Raw genomic sequence first — 15907 nt, 5'->3', positions numbered from 1 at the left:
CCGCTTCCTTACGCCGTAAGATTGGATGCCCGATGTACGCACTCGCCCTCTTCCTCATCGTCGCCGTGGTCGCGTGGTTCCTGGTCATCACGCTGGTCGACATCTACCCGCTGAACAACGTGCGCGACGCCAAGCCCAGCGAGCAGCGCACCGAGGTCGCGGTGAACGCGCCGGTGCTGGCGCTGCCCGCCGTGCTGCTCGGGATCGCCGCGGCCACGGACATAACGGCACTGGCGTACGCCGCCGGCGCGCTGGAGTTGGTCTTCGCCCTCGGCGGCCTGGTCGTGTGGTGGATGCCTTACCTGGTCGGCGTCCCCGCTCCCTGGGCGACATCGGGCACCGGCGTCACCTGGGCCGAGCTACACGCCCGCACCTACGCCCACACCGTGATCGTGGTGCCCCGGATCGGCGAGCGCCCGCGACCCAACCTGGAACACATGATCCTGCACGGCCTGATGCTCGCGGCCGCCGTCGTCACCTTCGCGGCTGTCTAGACCGCGGTGACGGTGACGACGACGCCGTCATCGCCGCCGCTGGCCAGCAGGGTGCCGTCGGGACTGAAGGCCACCGAATTGGCGCTGCCGTTGTGCGTGGCCACGGGCGCCGTGACGGGCTCCAGCGTCGTCGCGGTGTAGACATCGACCCGTCCGTCGTGGCACGCGGACGCGATCAGCGCACCGTCGGGGCTGACCGCGACGGACTGGACCCAGCCCTGGTGCCGGTTGCACGCGATTTCGGCAGCAGGGTCGGAGGTCAGGTCCCAGAGGCGGACGGTCCGGTCGCGCCCGCCGCTGGCGAGGAACAGCCCATCAGGGTGGTAAGCCAACGAGAGGACGTGGTCGGCGTGGCCCCGCAAGGAGACGGTGCGGCCAGGCCGGCAAAGATGCACCAGGTGGTCGGCGCCGCCGGTCGCGAGCCAACGCCCGTCGGGGCTGTAGGCGAGGCAGTAGAGGGACTGGTCGAACCGGGGTCCGGGGATCGGCCGGCTCCCTTGCGCGAGATTCCAGAGACTGACAGCGCCGTCGTCGCTCGCACCGGCCAACCGGGTGCCGTCGGGGTTGAACGCGACGGCACGCACCCAACGTGTGTGCGGCGCGAGCACCGGAAACTCCCGTTGCCGGGTCTCGGCGTCCCAAATCCGAACCGAGCCGTCGGCTCCGCCGGTGGCGAGCCGCCGGCCATCCGGGGTGAACCTCACCGCCAACACCAGGTGCCGGTGACCGATCAGCGGCTCGCCGACGGGCTCACCCGACCCGACGTCGAAGACCACCACCCGTTCGCCGGTCGCCGCGGCCAGCAGTCGGCCGTCCGGGCTGAACGTGACGGCGTTGACCCGGCCGGTGAGTCCTCTTCGGAAGAGTCCGGTCCCGTGGTCACGGTCCCGGAGCCGTTCGCGCGGGGAACGTGGCGGAACCGGCGTCTCCCCGGGGAGCGGTTCGCGGCCCGGGGTGTCAAGCCCGTTGGCCGGGACGACGGATGCGCCCCGCGGGCTGCGGGCCAGGATGATCTCCGCCTCGCCACCGAACAGCCAGCGCTGTGGGTTCTGCCGGGGGTCCACCTCGGCGACCCGGTCGGCCGCGTAGGCGAACGCCTCCTCGACCGAGACGTAACCGTCGCCGTCGCGGTCGGCCTCGCCGGTGCGCAGACCCGTGACCAGCGCAGACGTGAACACCGACCGGGGCAACGGCTGCGCGCTGAGCGGCCTGCCCTCGAACGAATACTCGGTCGACCGCGACGCCGTCAGAACGGCTCGTCCCCGCCCGTGGCCACCCAGCCGCCGATCGAGGTCCAGGTCGGCGCTGCCCTTGCCGGCGAACGCGCCGCTGAAGCAGCAGTCCAGGATCAGCACCTGGCGCCGGGCGGCGCACTCGTCCATCTCTTCGAGCAGCCACTGCGCCTCGACCGCGGTCGCCCGCAGGTGTGCCTTGACCGTGTCGGTGGCGGCGAAGTAGAGGCGTCCGCGCGGGCTGAGCAGGCCGTGGCAGCTCAGATAGATCAGCACCAGATCGTCGCGCGCGCAGTCGCCGAGGAAGACGCTGACGGTCCGCCGAAGCTCGGCCTCCGGACGATCCATGATGGACGTGACCGCGAACCCGCCGATGTCGGCGTCGGCCAGCACCTCGATCATGTCCTGGGCGTCCAGCGCCGGCGCCCGCAGTCGCGTGATCGCGGGGTCGGTGTAGGCGCCGGTCGCGACCACCAGCGCCCGGCGCGTGCCGGGCGGTGGCGGCGCGGGCGCTCTCATACAGACATCATGACGCCCGGGGCTGCGGGACCGTCGCCGGCACAGTGGACTCGCGGATCACCAGGCGGCAGGGTTGCCGCACGACGCCCGACGAGGGGGTGCCGTCGAGCGCGGCGAACAGGTGCTCGACCGCGGTCGCGCCGAGTTGCTCGAGGTTGAGGTCCACGGTGGTCAGTGGTGGGCGGCAGTCGGTGGCGAAGTCTTCCCAGTTGTCGTAGCCGACGATCGCCACGTCGTCGGGGATGCGGCGGCCGAGGTCGAGCAGGGTCTGCGAGACTCCCGTCGCGATCTGGTCGTTGCCGCAGAAGATCGCGTCGATCGACGGATCGGCGTTGAGCAGCATGCGCGCGGCGTGCCGGCCCCAGCGCTGTGACCACTCGCCGTAGAGCGGTTCGCCGCCGGCCAGGGTCAGCCCGTGCTCCGACAGCACCTCGCACATGCCCTTGGTGCGGTCACGGGCCGCGCGGTAGCCGTGTGGGCCGGTGACGTGCGCGATCCGGCGACGACCGAGCGCGACCAGGTGCTCGACCGCCAGTCGGGCACCGCCCTCGTCGTCGGCCACCAGCGAGAAGTCGGCCGGGTCGGTGGACTCGCCGTAGACGTAGACCACCGGCACCGGGATCTCGCGGGTCAGCGACGGCCGGATGTCGTTGCTGTCGCCGAGCACGATGAACCCGTCGACGCGGCGGGCCAGCAGCGTGCGGATGTAGTGCTGGCGGCGGATCGCGTCGCCGCGGGCGTCGCAAAGCAGCACCGACATCTGCTCGTTGCCGAGAGCGTTTTCGGCGCCGAGCAGGATCGGGATGGAGAACCGGCCGCCGAGTTCGTCGGTGAGCAGGCCGATGGTGCGGGTGCGGCCGACGATCAGGCCGCGGGCCAGCGCGTTGGGGTGGAACGACAACTCGCTGGCCGCCTGCAGCACCCGCTGCCGGGTCGCCGGCGCGACCTGGGCGCGGTCGTTGAGGGCTTTCGACGCCGTGGCGATCGAGACGCCGGCCCGGCGCGCGACGTCGGACAGCGTCACGGCCTGCGTGCGGTGCCGCCCCATGAGAAACCCTTTCGCCGCCGTTTCGGTTTGCCGAGGGCAACGTATCAGCAAGCTGCGGCTTTTCGGCTAGGCCAGTTTTGCCGCATGCGGAACGTCTTGCCGAAAACGTTTTCGGAGGCCAGAGTGAGCGCCATCACGAAACCTGGAGGTAACAGGGGATGGCAGCTTCCGACCCCACCGGCGGCCGGCCGGTGGACCCGTCCGGTGGCGCGTTGCGCCCGCTCGGCCTGGCCGAGGCGCGGATCACCGCGGGGTTCTGGGCCGACCGGCAGCGCGTCATCAGTGAAGGCAGCCTCGACCACGCCCGGGCCTGGATGGACAAGGTCGGCTGGACGGCCAACTTCACGATCGGCAACGCGACCGGGCCGGCCGAGCACCGGGGCCGCGAGTTCGCCGACTCCGAGGTCTACAAGCTGATCGAGGCCATGTCGTGGGATACCGGCCGCCGGCCCGACCCGGCCCGGGTTCGCGAGATCGACGAACTGGTCGCGCTGATCGGCGGTGCGCAGGCGGCCGACGGCTATCTCAACACCGCCTTCGGCCGGCCGGGCCAGCAGCCCCGCTGGAGCGACCTGGCCTGGGGCCACGAGCTCTACTGCGCCGGGCACCTGATCCAGGCCGCGGTCGCCAGCACCCGGGTGCACGGCCCGGGCCGGCTGCTGGAGATCGCGCAGCGGGTCGCCGACCACGTCTGCGCCACGTTCGGCAAGGACGGCTCCACCGGGATCTGTGGCCACCCTGAGATCGAGCCCGCGCTGGTCGAGCTCTACCGGGTCACCGGCGAACGGCGCTACCTCGACCAGGCCGCCCTGTTCGTCGAGCGGCGCGGCCACCAGAGCCTGCCACCGCACCATTTCGGCGCCGCCTACGCCAGCGACGACCAGCCGGTGCGGGCCGCGACCGTCCTTCGCGGACACGCGGTGCGCGCCCTCTACCTGGCCGCCGGCGTGGTCGACGTGGCGGTCGAGACCGGCGACACCGAGTTGCTGCGGGTGGTCGCCGCCCAGTTCGACCGCACCTGGGCCCGGCGCACCTACCTGACCGGCGGAATGGGCTCCCGGCACATGGACGAGGCGTTCGGCGACGACTTCGTGCTGCCGTCCGACCGGGCCTACTCCGAGAGCTGCGCGGCCGTCGCGGCGATCATGCTGGCCTGGCGGCTGCTGCTGGCCACCGGGGAAACCCGCTACGCCGACATGATCGAGCGGATCCTCTACAACGTGGTGGCGACCGCCATCGAAGACGACGGGCGGGCCTTCTTCTACGCGCACAGCCTGCACCAGCGCACCCCGACCCGGGCGCTGCCCGACGACGAGGAGCAACTCGGTTTCGGGGGCGGGCCGCGGGCGCCCTGGTTCGAGGTCTCCTGCTGCCTGCCCAACGTCTCCCGGTTGCTGGCGAGCCTGAGCACCTACCTGGTCGCCGGCGACGACGAAGGCCTGCGGATCATGCAGTACGCGACCGCCGCCTTCGGCACCCGCCTCCCGGACGGCCGCCGGGTGGCGCTGGAGATGGCCACCGCCTACCCCGACGACGGCGACGTGACGATCCGGGTCACCGCGACCGACGGCGGCGCCTGGCCGATCACCCTGCGCATCCCGGCCTGGGCCGCGGGCGCGACGGTGACGGTCGACGGTGTCACCGAGCCCGCCGGCGCCGGCACGGTCACCGTGCGGAGGGAGTTCGCCGCGGGCGACGAGATCCGGTTGCACCTGCCGCTGGCGCCCCGCTTCTCCACGCCGGACCCCCGGATCGACGCCGTGCGCGGCTGCGTCGCGGTCGAGCGGGGTCCGATCGTCTACTGCGCCGAGTCGCCGGTCGCCGAGCCGCTGGGCGATCTCGACCTGCTCCGGGTCGACCCCGCCCGGCCACCGGTCGACGACGCGGCCGGCGGTGTCGCGGTCTGGGCACGCATCGCCGCGCCCGACAACCGGCGCTGGCCCTACGGTGACCGCCACGACGAGGCCGACGAACCCCCGCTCGCCCCGATCCGCCTGTTGCCCTACCACCGCTGGGCCCGCCGCGGACCCACCACCATGCGGGTCTGGCTGCCCTCCGTGTAGATCCCTCGCCCCTCGCCGAAGGAGATAGGAATGGCTAGATATCGAGCACGACGCGTCGTCGCCGTCACCGCGGCGGCGCTCCTGATGACCGCCGTGGCCGCCTGTGGCAACGACGACGACGGCGCGGCCGGGGGCGGCGGCAACGCCGCGGCCGCGGTCGACGACGGCGCCACGCTGACCCTGTGGACCCGGGCCGCGACCGAGTCGGTTTCCAAGGCGTACGCCGAGAAATACAACGCCACCCACAAGAACAAGGTGGAGGTGACCGCCTACCCCAACGAGGAGTACCCGGCCAAGTTGGCGTCGGCGGCCGGTGCCAAGTCGCTGCCCGACATGTTCGCCTCCGACGTGGTCTTCGCCGCGCAGTACGCCTCGCAGGGCCTGTGGGTCGACCTGACCGACCGGTTCAACGCGCTCGACGTCAAGGACAAGGTGGCGCCGGCGCACGTCAAGGCCGCCACCTGGGACGGCCACGTCTATGCGGTGCCGCACACCATCGACATGTCGGTGATGCTCTACAACAAGGATCTCTACGCGAAAGCCGGCCTCGACCCGGAGAAGCCACCGACCACGCTGAAGGAGTTCGCCGAGCAGGCCCGCGCGGTCGACAAGCTGGGCGGCGACGTCAACGGCACCTACTTCGGCGGCAACTGCGGCGGCTGCGTCGAGTTCACCTTCTGGCCGTCGGTCTGGGCCGCGGGCGGCGACGTCATCGACCCCGAGGGCAACAACGCCAAGATCAACTCCAAGGAGATGGCCGACGTCTTCGCGCTCTACCGCTCGCTCTACGACGAGGGCGTGGCCGCGCCGGCCTCCAAGGACGAGGCCGGCCCGACCTGGCTCGGCGCGCTCCAGAACGGCAAGGTCGGCATCGCGCCCGGCCCGTCGGTCTGGCTCGGCCTGATCGAGGAGAAGGGCGTGAAGATGGGCGTGGCGCCGATTCCCGGCCCGGACGGGGGCGAGTCGACGTTCGTCGGCGGCGACGCGATCGGCATCGGCGCCACCAGCACCAAGGCGGCGCAGGCCTGGGACTTCCTGTCCTGGACGATGTCCGACGAAGCGCAGATCGAGGTCATCGCGAAGAACAAGGGCGTGCCCACCCGCACCGACCTCGCCTCCAACAAATACTCCTCGGCCGATCCCCGGGTCGTGCTGATCAACTCGCTGATGGCCAAGGGCAAGACGCCCTACGCCCGCAACTTCAACGCGTCCTTCAACGACCCCCAGAGCCCCTGGCTGCAGACCGTTCGTGGGGCCTTGTTCGGTGCCGCCGCGAGCGCCTTGAGCACCGGCAACACCGACATCACCAAGTCGCTCCAGCAGAGCTGACCCAGTCCGTGGGTGGGGTCCGGCCGGCCGTCCGGACCCCACCCTCGCAAAAGAGAGGCCATGATGACGACCGTGATCACCCCGCTCCGGGACGAGCGCGTCGAACCCCCGACGGCCCGCCGTCGCGGCCTGCGGCGCCAGACCCGGCGCGCCTGGCTCGGTGTCGCGTACGCCAGCCCGACCGCGGTCATGGTCGTCTTGTTCTTCCTCGTCCCGCTGGTGCTGGTCGGCTGGATGTCGCTGCACCGCTGGCCACTGCTCGCCCCGCCGACGCTGAACGCGCCCGACAACTTCACCGGCATCGGCGACAACGACCTGGTCCGCTCGGCCACCTGGTTCACGGTGAAATACACGGTCATCATCACCGTGCTGCTCTTCACGGTGTCGCTGGGCCTGGCCCTGCTGGTGCAGCACCGCCGCCGCGGCGTCGGCTTCCTGCGTACCGCCTTCTTCCTGCCCATGGCGGTCGGTTTCGCCAGCGCCTCGCTGCTCTTCCTCGGCCTGCTCAGTGACGAGATCGGCCCGGTCAGCGACCTGCTACGCAAGGTCGGTTTGATCGACGGCTACGTCTCGTGGACCAGCGGCAGCGCCAACTCCGCCCTCGGCTCCGCGGTCGTGCTGGTGCTCTGGCGGTTCGCCGGCTTCAACATGCTGATCCTGTTGACCGGCCTGCAGGCCATCCCGCCCGAGATCTACGAGGCGGCCCGGGTCGACGGCGCCAACCGCTGGCAGACCTTTCGCCGGATCACCCTGCCGCTGCTGCGCCCGACGATCGCGTTGGTGCTCACGCTGATGGTGACCGGGTCGCTGCTGGCCTTCGACCAGTTCTGGATCCTGACCCGCGGCGGTCCCGACAACAGCACCACCTCGCTGGTCATGGTGATCTACCGCGAGGCGTTCATCCGCCTCGACCTCGGTTCGGCCGCCGCCATCTCGGTGGTGCTGCTCGGGGTCCTGGTCGTCTTCAACGTCATCCAGCTCGGCGTGCTGCGCCGCCGGTCCAACTAGGGGTCTTGCGATGAACCGTTCCCGGTTGGGCTACTCGGTCACCGGCGCCGCCCTGGCCATCCTGTTCCTGTTTCCGTTGCTGTGGAGCGGCTGGGCCTCGGTGCGCACCGGCTCCGGCTTCGGGCTGGAGAACTACGACCGGTTGTTCACGTCCGACAACGGCGTACGGCTGCAAAACGTGGTCAACAGCGTGGTGGTCAGCGGCCTGACCGTCGCCGGCACCCTGCTGGTCGCGACGTTCGGCGGCTACGCCTTCGGCCGGTTCCGCTTCCCCGGCCGCGACCTGCTCTTCCTGGTCACCTTGGCGATCCTGATGGTGCCCTACGCGACCATCCTGATCGCGCTCTACGTGTTACTCGGCTGGATCGGCCTGGAAGACTCGCTGATCGGGCTGAGCCTCGTGCTCATCATGTTCCAGCTGCCGTTCTCCATCTTCATGATGCGCAACTCGTTCGAGGCGGTGCCGCGCGAACTCGAAGAGTCGGCGCAGATGGACGGCTGTGCCACCTTCGGCACGCTGGTGCGGATCATGCTGCCGGCAGTGCGGCCGGGGCTGATCACGGTTGGGCTCTTCGCGTTCCTGACGTCGTGGAGCGAGTTCTTCGCACCGCTGATCCTGCTCAACTCGACCGACAAGTTCACCACCACGCTCGCGGTGGTCAACATGCGCACGGCGAGCCACGGCTCGATCGACTACGCCGCCCTCGAGGCCGGCGTCGTCTTCATGGCCGTACCGTGCCTGATTCTCTTCGCGTTCATGCAGCGCAGCTACGTCCGGGGCTTCACCTCGGGCGCCATCAAGGGGTAATACGCCGGGTCTGCCGGCAGCACGGGCGGACTCCGGTCTAAGAAATTGATCTTCATCTATGCATGGAGAGGAGCCCCCCGTGCGCAGACCGTCCCTGTCCCGCCGAACCGTGCTCAAGGCCGGCGCGGCCACCGCCGTGGCGACGACCGCCGCCGTCACCGCACTGCCCGAAACCGCGTCCGCGGCCCGCCCGGACGCCGGCGTCTCGGCCTACCCCTTCCCGCTCACCGCCGTCCGCCTGCTGTCCGGACCGTTCCTGGCCAACTCCGGCCGCACCCAGTCCTACCTGACGTTCCTCGACTCCGAGCGGCTGCTGCACATGTTTCGCGTCAACGCCGGCCTGGCGTCGTCGGCGACACCGTGCGGCGGCTGGGAGTCGCCGACCACCGAGCTGCGCGGGCACTCGATGGGCCACGTGCTCAGCGCGCTGGCTCAGGCGTACGCCAGCACCGGCGACACCTCGTTCAAGACCAAGGGCGACTATCTGGTCGCGCAGCTCGGGCTCTGCCAGGACCGGGCCGCCGCCCGTGGCTTCAACACCGGCTATCTCTCGGCCTACCCGGAGAGCTTCTTCGACCGGCTGGAGAGCGGGCAGGCGGTCTGGGCGCCCTACTACACGCTGCACAAGATCATGGCCGGCCTGCTCGACATGCATCAGCTCACCGGCAACGCGCAGGCGCTGACCATCCTGGGCCGCAAGGCCGCCTGGGTGCAGGCGCGCAACAGCCGGCTGACCAACACCCAGCGCCAGAACCAGTTGCGCACCGAGTTCGGCGGCATCGGCGAGACGCTGTTCAACCTCTACCAACTCAGCGACAACCCGGCCCACCTGACAACGGCGCAGTATTTCGACCATGCCCAGGTGCTGGATCCGTTGGCCAGCAACGTCGACGCGCTCAACGGCTTCCACGCCAACACGCAGATACCCAAGGCGCTGGCGGCGATCCGCGGCTACCACGCCACCGGCACCACCCGGTACCGCGACATCGCGGCGAACTTCTGGAACTTCGTCGTGAACCAGCACTCGTACGCCATCGGCGGCAACTCCAACGGCGAGTACTTCCAGCTACCCAACCGGATCGCCAGCGAGCTGTCGGACTCGACGTGCGAGTGCTGCAACTCCTACAACATGCTCAAGCTGACCCGGCAACTGTTCTTCACGTTCCCGTCGCGGGCCGCCGAGTTGATGGACTTCTACGAGAAGGCGCTCTACAACCACCTGCTCGGCGCGCAGAACCCGGCCTCGTCGCACGGCTTCCACTGCTACTACGTGCCGCTGCGGGCCGGCGGCATCAAGACCTACAGCAACGACTACAGCAACTTCACGTGTTGCCACGGCACGGGCATGGAGACCAACACGAAGTACGGCGACAGCATCTACTTCTACAACGGCAACACGCTCTGGGTGAACCTGTTCATCGCGTCGACGCTGACCTGGCCGGGCCGCGGCATCACGATCCGCCAGGACACCACCTACCCCGAGTCGCCGACCACCCGGCTGACCGTGACCGGGTCCGGCGCGATCGACCTGCGGGTGCGCATTCCCGGCTGGACCTCCGGTGCGCAGGTGCGGGTCAACGGGGTGCTGCAGGGCACGCCCACGCCGGGCGGCTATCTGGCCGTCAACCGCACCTGGGCCAGCGGCGACACGGTCGACATCAGCCTGCCGATGTCGCTGGTGCTCGAGCCGACCCCCGACAACTCGGCCGTCCGCGCGGTCAAGCACGGCCCGATCGTGCTGGCCGGGCAGTACGGCAGCACCAATCTCAGCGGTTTGCCGACGTTGACCGCGAGTTCGCTGGCGCCGACCAGCACGCCGCTGCAATACACCGCGACCGCCAGCACCGGCGCGGTCACGCTGCTGCCGTTCTACAAGACGCACGGCGTGCGCTACACGGTCTACTGGAACGTCACCTCGACGCCGACGCTGCCGGCCTTCGTCGCGCACTACCCGTTCGACGAGGCGTCCGGCACGACCGCGGCCGACGCGACCGGTAACGGCCGCACCGCCACCCTGGCCGGGAGCGCCGGGCGCACCACCGGGCGCACCGGCAACGCGGTCAGCCTCAACGGCACCACGGCGTACGTCAGCCTGCCGGCCGGGATCCTGGCCGGCGCGACCGCGTTCAGCGTCGCCACCTGGGTCCGGGTCAACACCCTGGCCAACTGGGCCCGGCTGTTCGACTTCGGCAGCGGGTCCGGCACCAACATGTTCTTCTCCCCTCGCAACGGCAGCGGCGTGGCCCGTTACGCCATCACGGCCGGCGGCGCCGGTGCGGAGCAGCGCATCGACGCGCCTTCCGCGCTGCCCGCCGGGGTGTGGACGCACGTCGCCGTCACGCACGCCGGGAACCTCGGCATTCTCTACGTCAACGGGGTGGAGGTCGCCCGCAACGCCGCGCTCACCACGCGGCCGGCGAACCTCGGCGCAACCACGCAGAACTGGATCGGGCGGTCGCAATACACCGGCGACCCCTACCTCAACGCCGCCGTCGACAGCTTCCGCGTCTACAGCCGCGCGCTGACGGCCGCCGAAATCGCGTCCCTCACCTCTTCCGGTTCGTAAGGGAGCCCCGATGCGTAAACCCCTCGCCCTGGTCTGTGGGACGGTGACGCTGGCGGCCGCGGTGCTGTTCGGCGCCGCCGCGCAGGCCGCCAACCCCGTGGTCACCGCCATCTACACCGCCGACCCGGCGCCGCTGGTGGTCGGCGACACGATGTATGTCTACACCGGGCGTGACGAGGCCTCGGCCACCGGCCAGAACTTCGTCATGCGCGAGTGGCATGTGCTCTCGTCGACCGACGCGGCGTCCTGGACCGACCGCGGTGTGCGGGCCAACATCGCCACCTTCCCGTGGGCGGGCGCCGACGCCTGGGCCAGCGAGGTCGAGCCCCGCAACGGCCGCTACTACTGGTACACCTCGGTCAACGGGAACGGTCCAGGATGGATGAACATCGGCGTCGCCGTCGGTGACAGCCCCCTCGGCCCGTTCACCGACGCCAAGGGCGGCCCGCTGATCAGCGACAGCACCGCCAACTCGTCGGGCCTCAACATCGACCCGACCGTTTTCGTCGACGACGACGGCCAGGCCTACATGTATTGGGGCGGCTACTGGGCGCCGCGCGCCGTGCGGCTCGCGGCCAACATGATCGACACCGTCGGCTCGGTCGTGACGCCACAGGGGCTCGCCAACTATTGGGAAGCCCCGTTCATGTTCAAGCGCAACGGCCTCTACTACATGATCTACGCGGCCAACGACACCAACGGCTGCGTGACCAGTTCCAGCTACGCCTGCCAGCGCTATGCCACCGCGACCAACCCGATGGGGCCGTGGACCCACCGCGGCATCGTGCTGGGCCAGGTCTCGTCGACCACCAACCACGCCGGCGTAGCGGAGTTCAACGGCCAGTGGTACATGGTCTACCACAACGCCAACGCGCCCGGCGGTGGCAACTTCCGCCGCTCGGTGGCCGTCGACCGGATGTTCTTCAACGCCGATGGCACGATCCAGAAGGTGGTGCAGACCACCACCGGGCCGCCGGCCAACCCCGGCGGTGGTGGCGGTGGCGCGGGCACCAATATCGCGCCGAGCGCGACCGCGTCGACCTCGTTCGTCTCGGCGTGGGAGTCGTTGGCGGCCGTCAACAACGGGGGCACACCGGCCAATTCACAGGACCACTCCAACCTGGCGTACGGCAACTGGCCGCAACAGGGCACCCAGTGGATCGAATACCAGTGGCCGTCGGCCCGGTCGATCAACCGGGTGGCCACCTACTGGTTCGACGACAACCAGGGCATCGACCTGCCCGCCTCGTGCCAGGTGCAGTACTGGAACGGCAGCGCCTACGTCGCCGTACCCGGTCAGTCCGCCTGTGGTGTCGCCGGCAACACGTTCAACTCGACGACGTTCACGGCGGTCAGCACCACCCGGCTCCGGCTGTCGATCACCTCTCGCACCGGCTTCTCCACCGGTGTCCTCGAATGGCAGGCCTTCTCAGCCTCTTAAGGGGGTAGCGCACATGTCCCTACGGACCAGACATCCGAAACTGGCGGCCGGTGTCGTCGCCGTGCTCGCCGCGGGCCTGCTGAGCGTTCAGGCGACGCCCGCACATGCCGCGCAGACCATCGGCTTCCCGACGTTCAGCGGCGGCGCGATCCCGGCACCACCGGTCGGCTACAACGTCAACAGCACCCTGCAGGCGATCTACGACGCGGAGAGCGGCGGCACCGACTTCTGGATGGACCGGCTGCTCGGCCGCTCCGGTAACGATCCGGCCGGCACGCTGCTGATGACCCGGGGCCGGGGCGCGTTCATGTATACCCACACGCCCTCGGTGATCGGCTTCGGCGGCAACGCCGCCTACTGGGACAACATCAGCAGCCAGGGCGCCTACACCATCACCCCGTCGCCCGGCACGTTCACCGAGCAGCCCGCGCAACGGTTCCAGGCTCCCAGCTATTGGCGCAGCGTGCACACCAGCGGCTCGCTGCGGATCACCGTGACCAAGTTCATCACGCACAACAACGTGCTGGTGACCAATATGGACATCGCCAACACCGGCACCGCGTCGGCGACCCTGTCACTGCGGGCGACCTCGCCCTACGCCGCGACCGGCAGCGGCACCGAGATGACCGGCACCCGCGCGGTGAAGAACAACCTCACGACGTTGTTCCCGCGGTTCTCCGGTGACGGGTTCACGGTCAGCAGCGGCGGCCTTACCCGGTCGGTGACCGTCGCCGCCGGGCAGACCGTGACCACCAAGGTGCAACTGGGCTTCGTCGCCAACGAGATTCCCGCGTCGCTGACCGAATACAACAGCTATCGCGGGCTCACCCCGGCGAGCGCCTTCGCCACCCACGTCCGCACGTACAACCGTTGGTGGGTCGACAACCTGCCCTACATCGACGTGCCGGACCCGGCCATCAAGAAGAACATCTACTACCGCTGGTGGCTGATGCGCTTCAACTATCTCGACGTCGACATCCCGGGGCAGGACTTCCAGTTCCCGCAGTCGGTCGAGGGAGCCACCGGCTACAACAACGCGATCGTGCTGACCCAGCCGATGCACATCGACGACCTGAAGTATCTGCGTAGCCCGGAGTATTCCTACGGACCGTGGCTGTCGATCGGGCAGTACTCGGGCAACGCCCGGTTCGTCGACAACCCGGGCGACCCGGAGAACTGGTCCAACTCCTACACGCAGTACGTCGCCGAGGCCGCCTGGAAGGCCTACCAGATCCACGGCGGGCAGCCCGCCCTTTTGCAAAACTTTGCAAAGTATGCCGAGGGCGACGCCAAGGGGCAGCTCGCCTTCTACGACCACAACAACAACGGCGTCATCGAGTACGACTGGGGCGCGCTGACCGGCAACGACGCCGACGCGGTGTCGTTCCACTGGCGGTCCGGCAACATGGACCGGGCCGAGACCGCCTACGTGTGGGCCGGTGCGGTCGCGTCGCAGCAGGCCTACGCGATGCTCGGCAACACCGCCAAGGCGGCCGAGATGCAGGCGCTGGCCGACCGGATCCGCAACGGCGTGATCAACACGTTGTGGAACCCGTCGCGGCAACTGATCGAGCACAAGCACGTCAGCACCAACGAGTTCGTGCCGTGGAAGGAAATCAACAACTACTACCCGTTCTCCGTCGGGCTGATGCCCAACACCGCGCAGTATCGCGAGGCGCTGCGCCTGTTCGCCGACCCGGCCGAATACCCGATCTTCCCGTTCTACACCGCCAACCAGCGCGACAAGGCAGCCGCCGCGGCGGCCGGGTCGCCGGGCAGCAACAACTTCTCCACCATCAACTCCACCGTGCAGTTCCGGCTCTACTCGTCGGTCCTGCGCAACTACCCGAACTCCTACATGACCAACGACGACTACAAGAAGCTGCTCTACTGGAACGCCTGGGCGCAATACATCAACGGCGACACCCGCTACCCCGACGCCAACGAGTTCTGGGCCGACTGGAACGGCAGCAGCATCACCTACCGCTCCTGGATTCACCACAACATCCTGGGCAGCAGCAACTGGACCGTCATCGAAGACGTCGCCGGGCTGCGGCCGCGCACCGACGCGCAGATCGAACTGTCGCCGATCAACATCGGCTGGGGCCAGTTCGCGGTCAACAACCTGCGCTACCGCAACGCCAACCTGTCGGTCGTCTGGGACGACCCGGCCGACGGCGTGACCCGCTACAGCGGGGTGCCGCAGGGCTATTCCATCTTCCTCAACGGCACCCGGGTGGTCACCGTCGACCGGCTCACCCGGCTGATCTACAACCCGGCCACCGGCTCCGTCACCTTCCCCTCCGGCTCCGGCGTGGTCAACTTCAGCACCTCGTTCTCGGGCCTGCAGGCACCGCAGAACGTCAACCAGAACAGCGCCCGTATGGTCGACATCGCCGCGAAGGCCGGCGTCGACCTGACCTCGACCCTGCCGAACCTGGCTTCCGGCGCGACGACGTCGGCGTCGTTCACGGCGTCGGGGACCACCACGGCCGCGGCTGTCGACGGGTTACCGACCAACGCACCGATCTGGGGCGCTTACGGCAGTCCGAACGCCACCGACTGGTACGAGGTCAACTTCGGCACCAGCCGGGCCGTCGACGAGGCGCGCATCTACTTCCGCAACGACCGGGCGACCAACCGCTATCGACCGCCCTCGTCGTACACCGTGCAGTATTGGAACGGCAGTGCCTTTGTCACGGCGGGCAATCAGGTGAGGACGCCGGGGACGCCGCTGTCCAACTACAACAAGGTGAGCTTCACGCCGGTCAGCACCACGCGGCTGCGGGTGCAGTTCACGCACGCGTCCGGGTCGGCCAAGACCGGGTTGACCGAGCTCAAGCTCTACAACCGGGGCGGCACCAACCCGGATCCCGACGACCCACCGCCGTCGGGCGGGAACCTCGCGACCGCGGCCACGCCGTCGGCGTCCTACACGTCGGCCTGGGAGAGCGTGGCCGCGATCAACGACGGTGTCGACCCGCCGTCGTCGAACGACACCGTCAACCCGCGCTGGGGCACCTGGCCCAACACGGGCGCGCAGTGGGCGGATCTGACCTGGTCGTCGGCGCAGACGTTGCGGTCGGCACAGGTCTACTTCTTCGACGACAACGGCGGCGTACGCGTGCCGGCGTCGTGGACCTTGCAGTACTGGAACGGCAGCACGTATGTGAACGTGCCGTCGCCGAGCGGGTATCCGGTCGCGCTCAACCAATACAACTCGGTGAGCTTCGGGCAGGTGAGCACGACCCGGCTGCGGGTCGCGCTGCAAAGTGGCGCAGGCTCGGTCGGGCTGCTGGAAGTGAAGGCCTTCGGTTAGCTTTCTCTGGCGATCTGGGACCTGGCGCATTCGGCGGGCGCGGTGCCGATCGACCTGCATCAGGCCGGTGCCGATTACGC

At 69.3% G+C, this 15907-nt stretch carries 10 protein-coding genes; 8 read left to right on the top strand and 2 right to left on the bottom strand.

Features of this window, described 5'->3' with window-relative positions; translation table 11 throughout:
* Positions 1-32 precede the first annotated feature (32 nt).
* On the top strand, positions 33-494 hold the full coding sequence (locus AB0J74_RS30025) for a hypothetical protein (RefSeq protein WP_363453867.1): 462 nt from the start codon (positions 33-35) through the stop codon (positions 492-494).
* Here the strand turns inward: AB0J74_RS30025 and AB0J74_RS30020 are convergent.
* Entirely contained in the window at positions 491-2245 is a 1755-nt protein-coding gene (locus AB0J74_RS30020; RefSeq protein ID WP_363453865.1) for a caspase family protein, read from the bottom strand. The genes AB0J74_RS30025 and AB0J74_RS30020 overlap by 4 nt on opposite strands.
* A 7-nt stretch (positions 2246-2252) precedes the next feature.
* Positions 2253-3293, bottom strand: a complete 1041-nt coding sequence (locus AB0J74_RS30015; protein ID WP_363453863.1) for a LacI family DNA-binding transcriptional regulator — start codon at positions 3291-3293, stop codon at positions 2253-2255.
* Positions 3294-3451: 158 nt separating this feature from the next.
* Here AB0J74_RS30015 and AB0J74_RS30010 point away from each other — a divergent pair, with 158 nt between their 5' ends.
* From AB0J74_RS30010 to AB0J74_RS29980, 7 genes are all read left to right on the top strand, one after another.
* On the top strand, positions 3452-5356 hold the full coding sequence (locus AB0J74_RS30010; RefSeq protein ID WP_363453861.1) for a beta-L-arabinofuranosidase domain-containing protein: 1905 nt from the start codon (positions 3452-3454) through the stop codon (positions 5354-5356).
* Positions 5357-5386: 30 nt separating this feature from the next.
* Positions 5387-6685, top strand: coding sequence for a sugar ABC transporter substrate-binding protein (locus tag AB0J74_RS30005; protein WP_363453859.1), 1299 nt, complete (start codon positions 5387-5389; stop codon positions 6683-6685).
* A gap of 60 nt (positions 6686-6745) precedes the next feature.
* On the top strand, positions 6746-7693 hold the full coding sequence (locus tag AB0J74_RS30000) for a sugar ABC transporter permease (protein WP_363453857.1): 948 nt from the start codon (positions 6746-6748) through the stop codon (positions 7691-7693).
* A gap of 10 nt (positions 7694-7703) precedes the next feature.
* Positions 7704-8501 carry a carbohydrate ABC transporter permease gene (locus AB0J74_RS29995; protein ID WP_363453855.1) on the top strand — a complete coding sequence of 266 codons (798 nt, stop codon included), beginning with the start codon at positions 7704-7706 and terminating at the stop codon, positions 8499-8501.
* 79 nt (positions 8502-8580) lie between these two features.
* Entirely contained in the window at positions 8581-11067 is a 2487-nt protein-coding gene (locus AB0J74_RS29990; protein ID WP_363453854.1) for a beta-L-arabinofuranosidase domain-containing protein, read from the top strand.
* A 10-nt stretch (positions 11068-11077) separates the two neighbouring features.
* The gene (locus AB0J74_RS29985) at positions 11078-12508 is read left to right on the top strand and encodes a glycoside hydrolase family 43 protein (RefSeq protein ID WP_363453852.1); all 1431 of its coding nucleotides are present in this window, start codon (positions 11078-11080) and stop codon (positions 12506-12508) included.
* A gap of 13 nt (positions 12509-12521) precedes the next feature.
* Positions 12522-15827: a discoidin domain-containing protein gene (locus tag AB0J74_RS29980; RefSeq protein WP_363453850.1), complete on the top strand. Its 3306-nt coding sequence runs from the start codon at positions 12522-12524 to the stop codon at positions 15825-15827.
* The last annotated feature ends 80 nt before the right edge of the window (positions 15828-15907 follow it).

It is taken from the genome of Asanoa sp. NPDC049573 (assembly GCF_040676615.1).
Taxonomy (GTDB): domain Bacteria; phylum Actinomycetota; class Actinomycetes; order Mycobacteriales; family Micromonosporaceae; genus Asanoa.
This window is presented reverse-complemented; position numbering and strand designations above follow the sequence as displayed.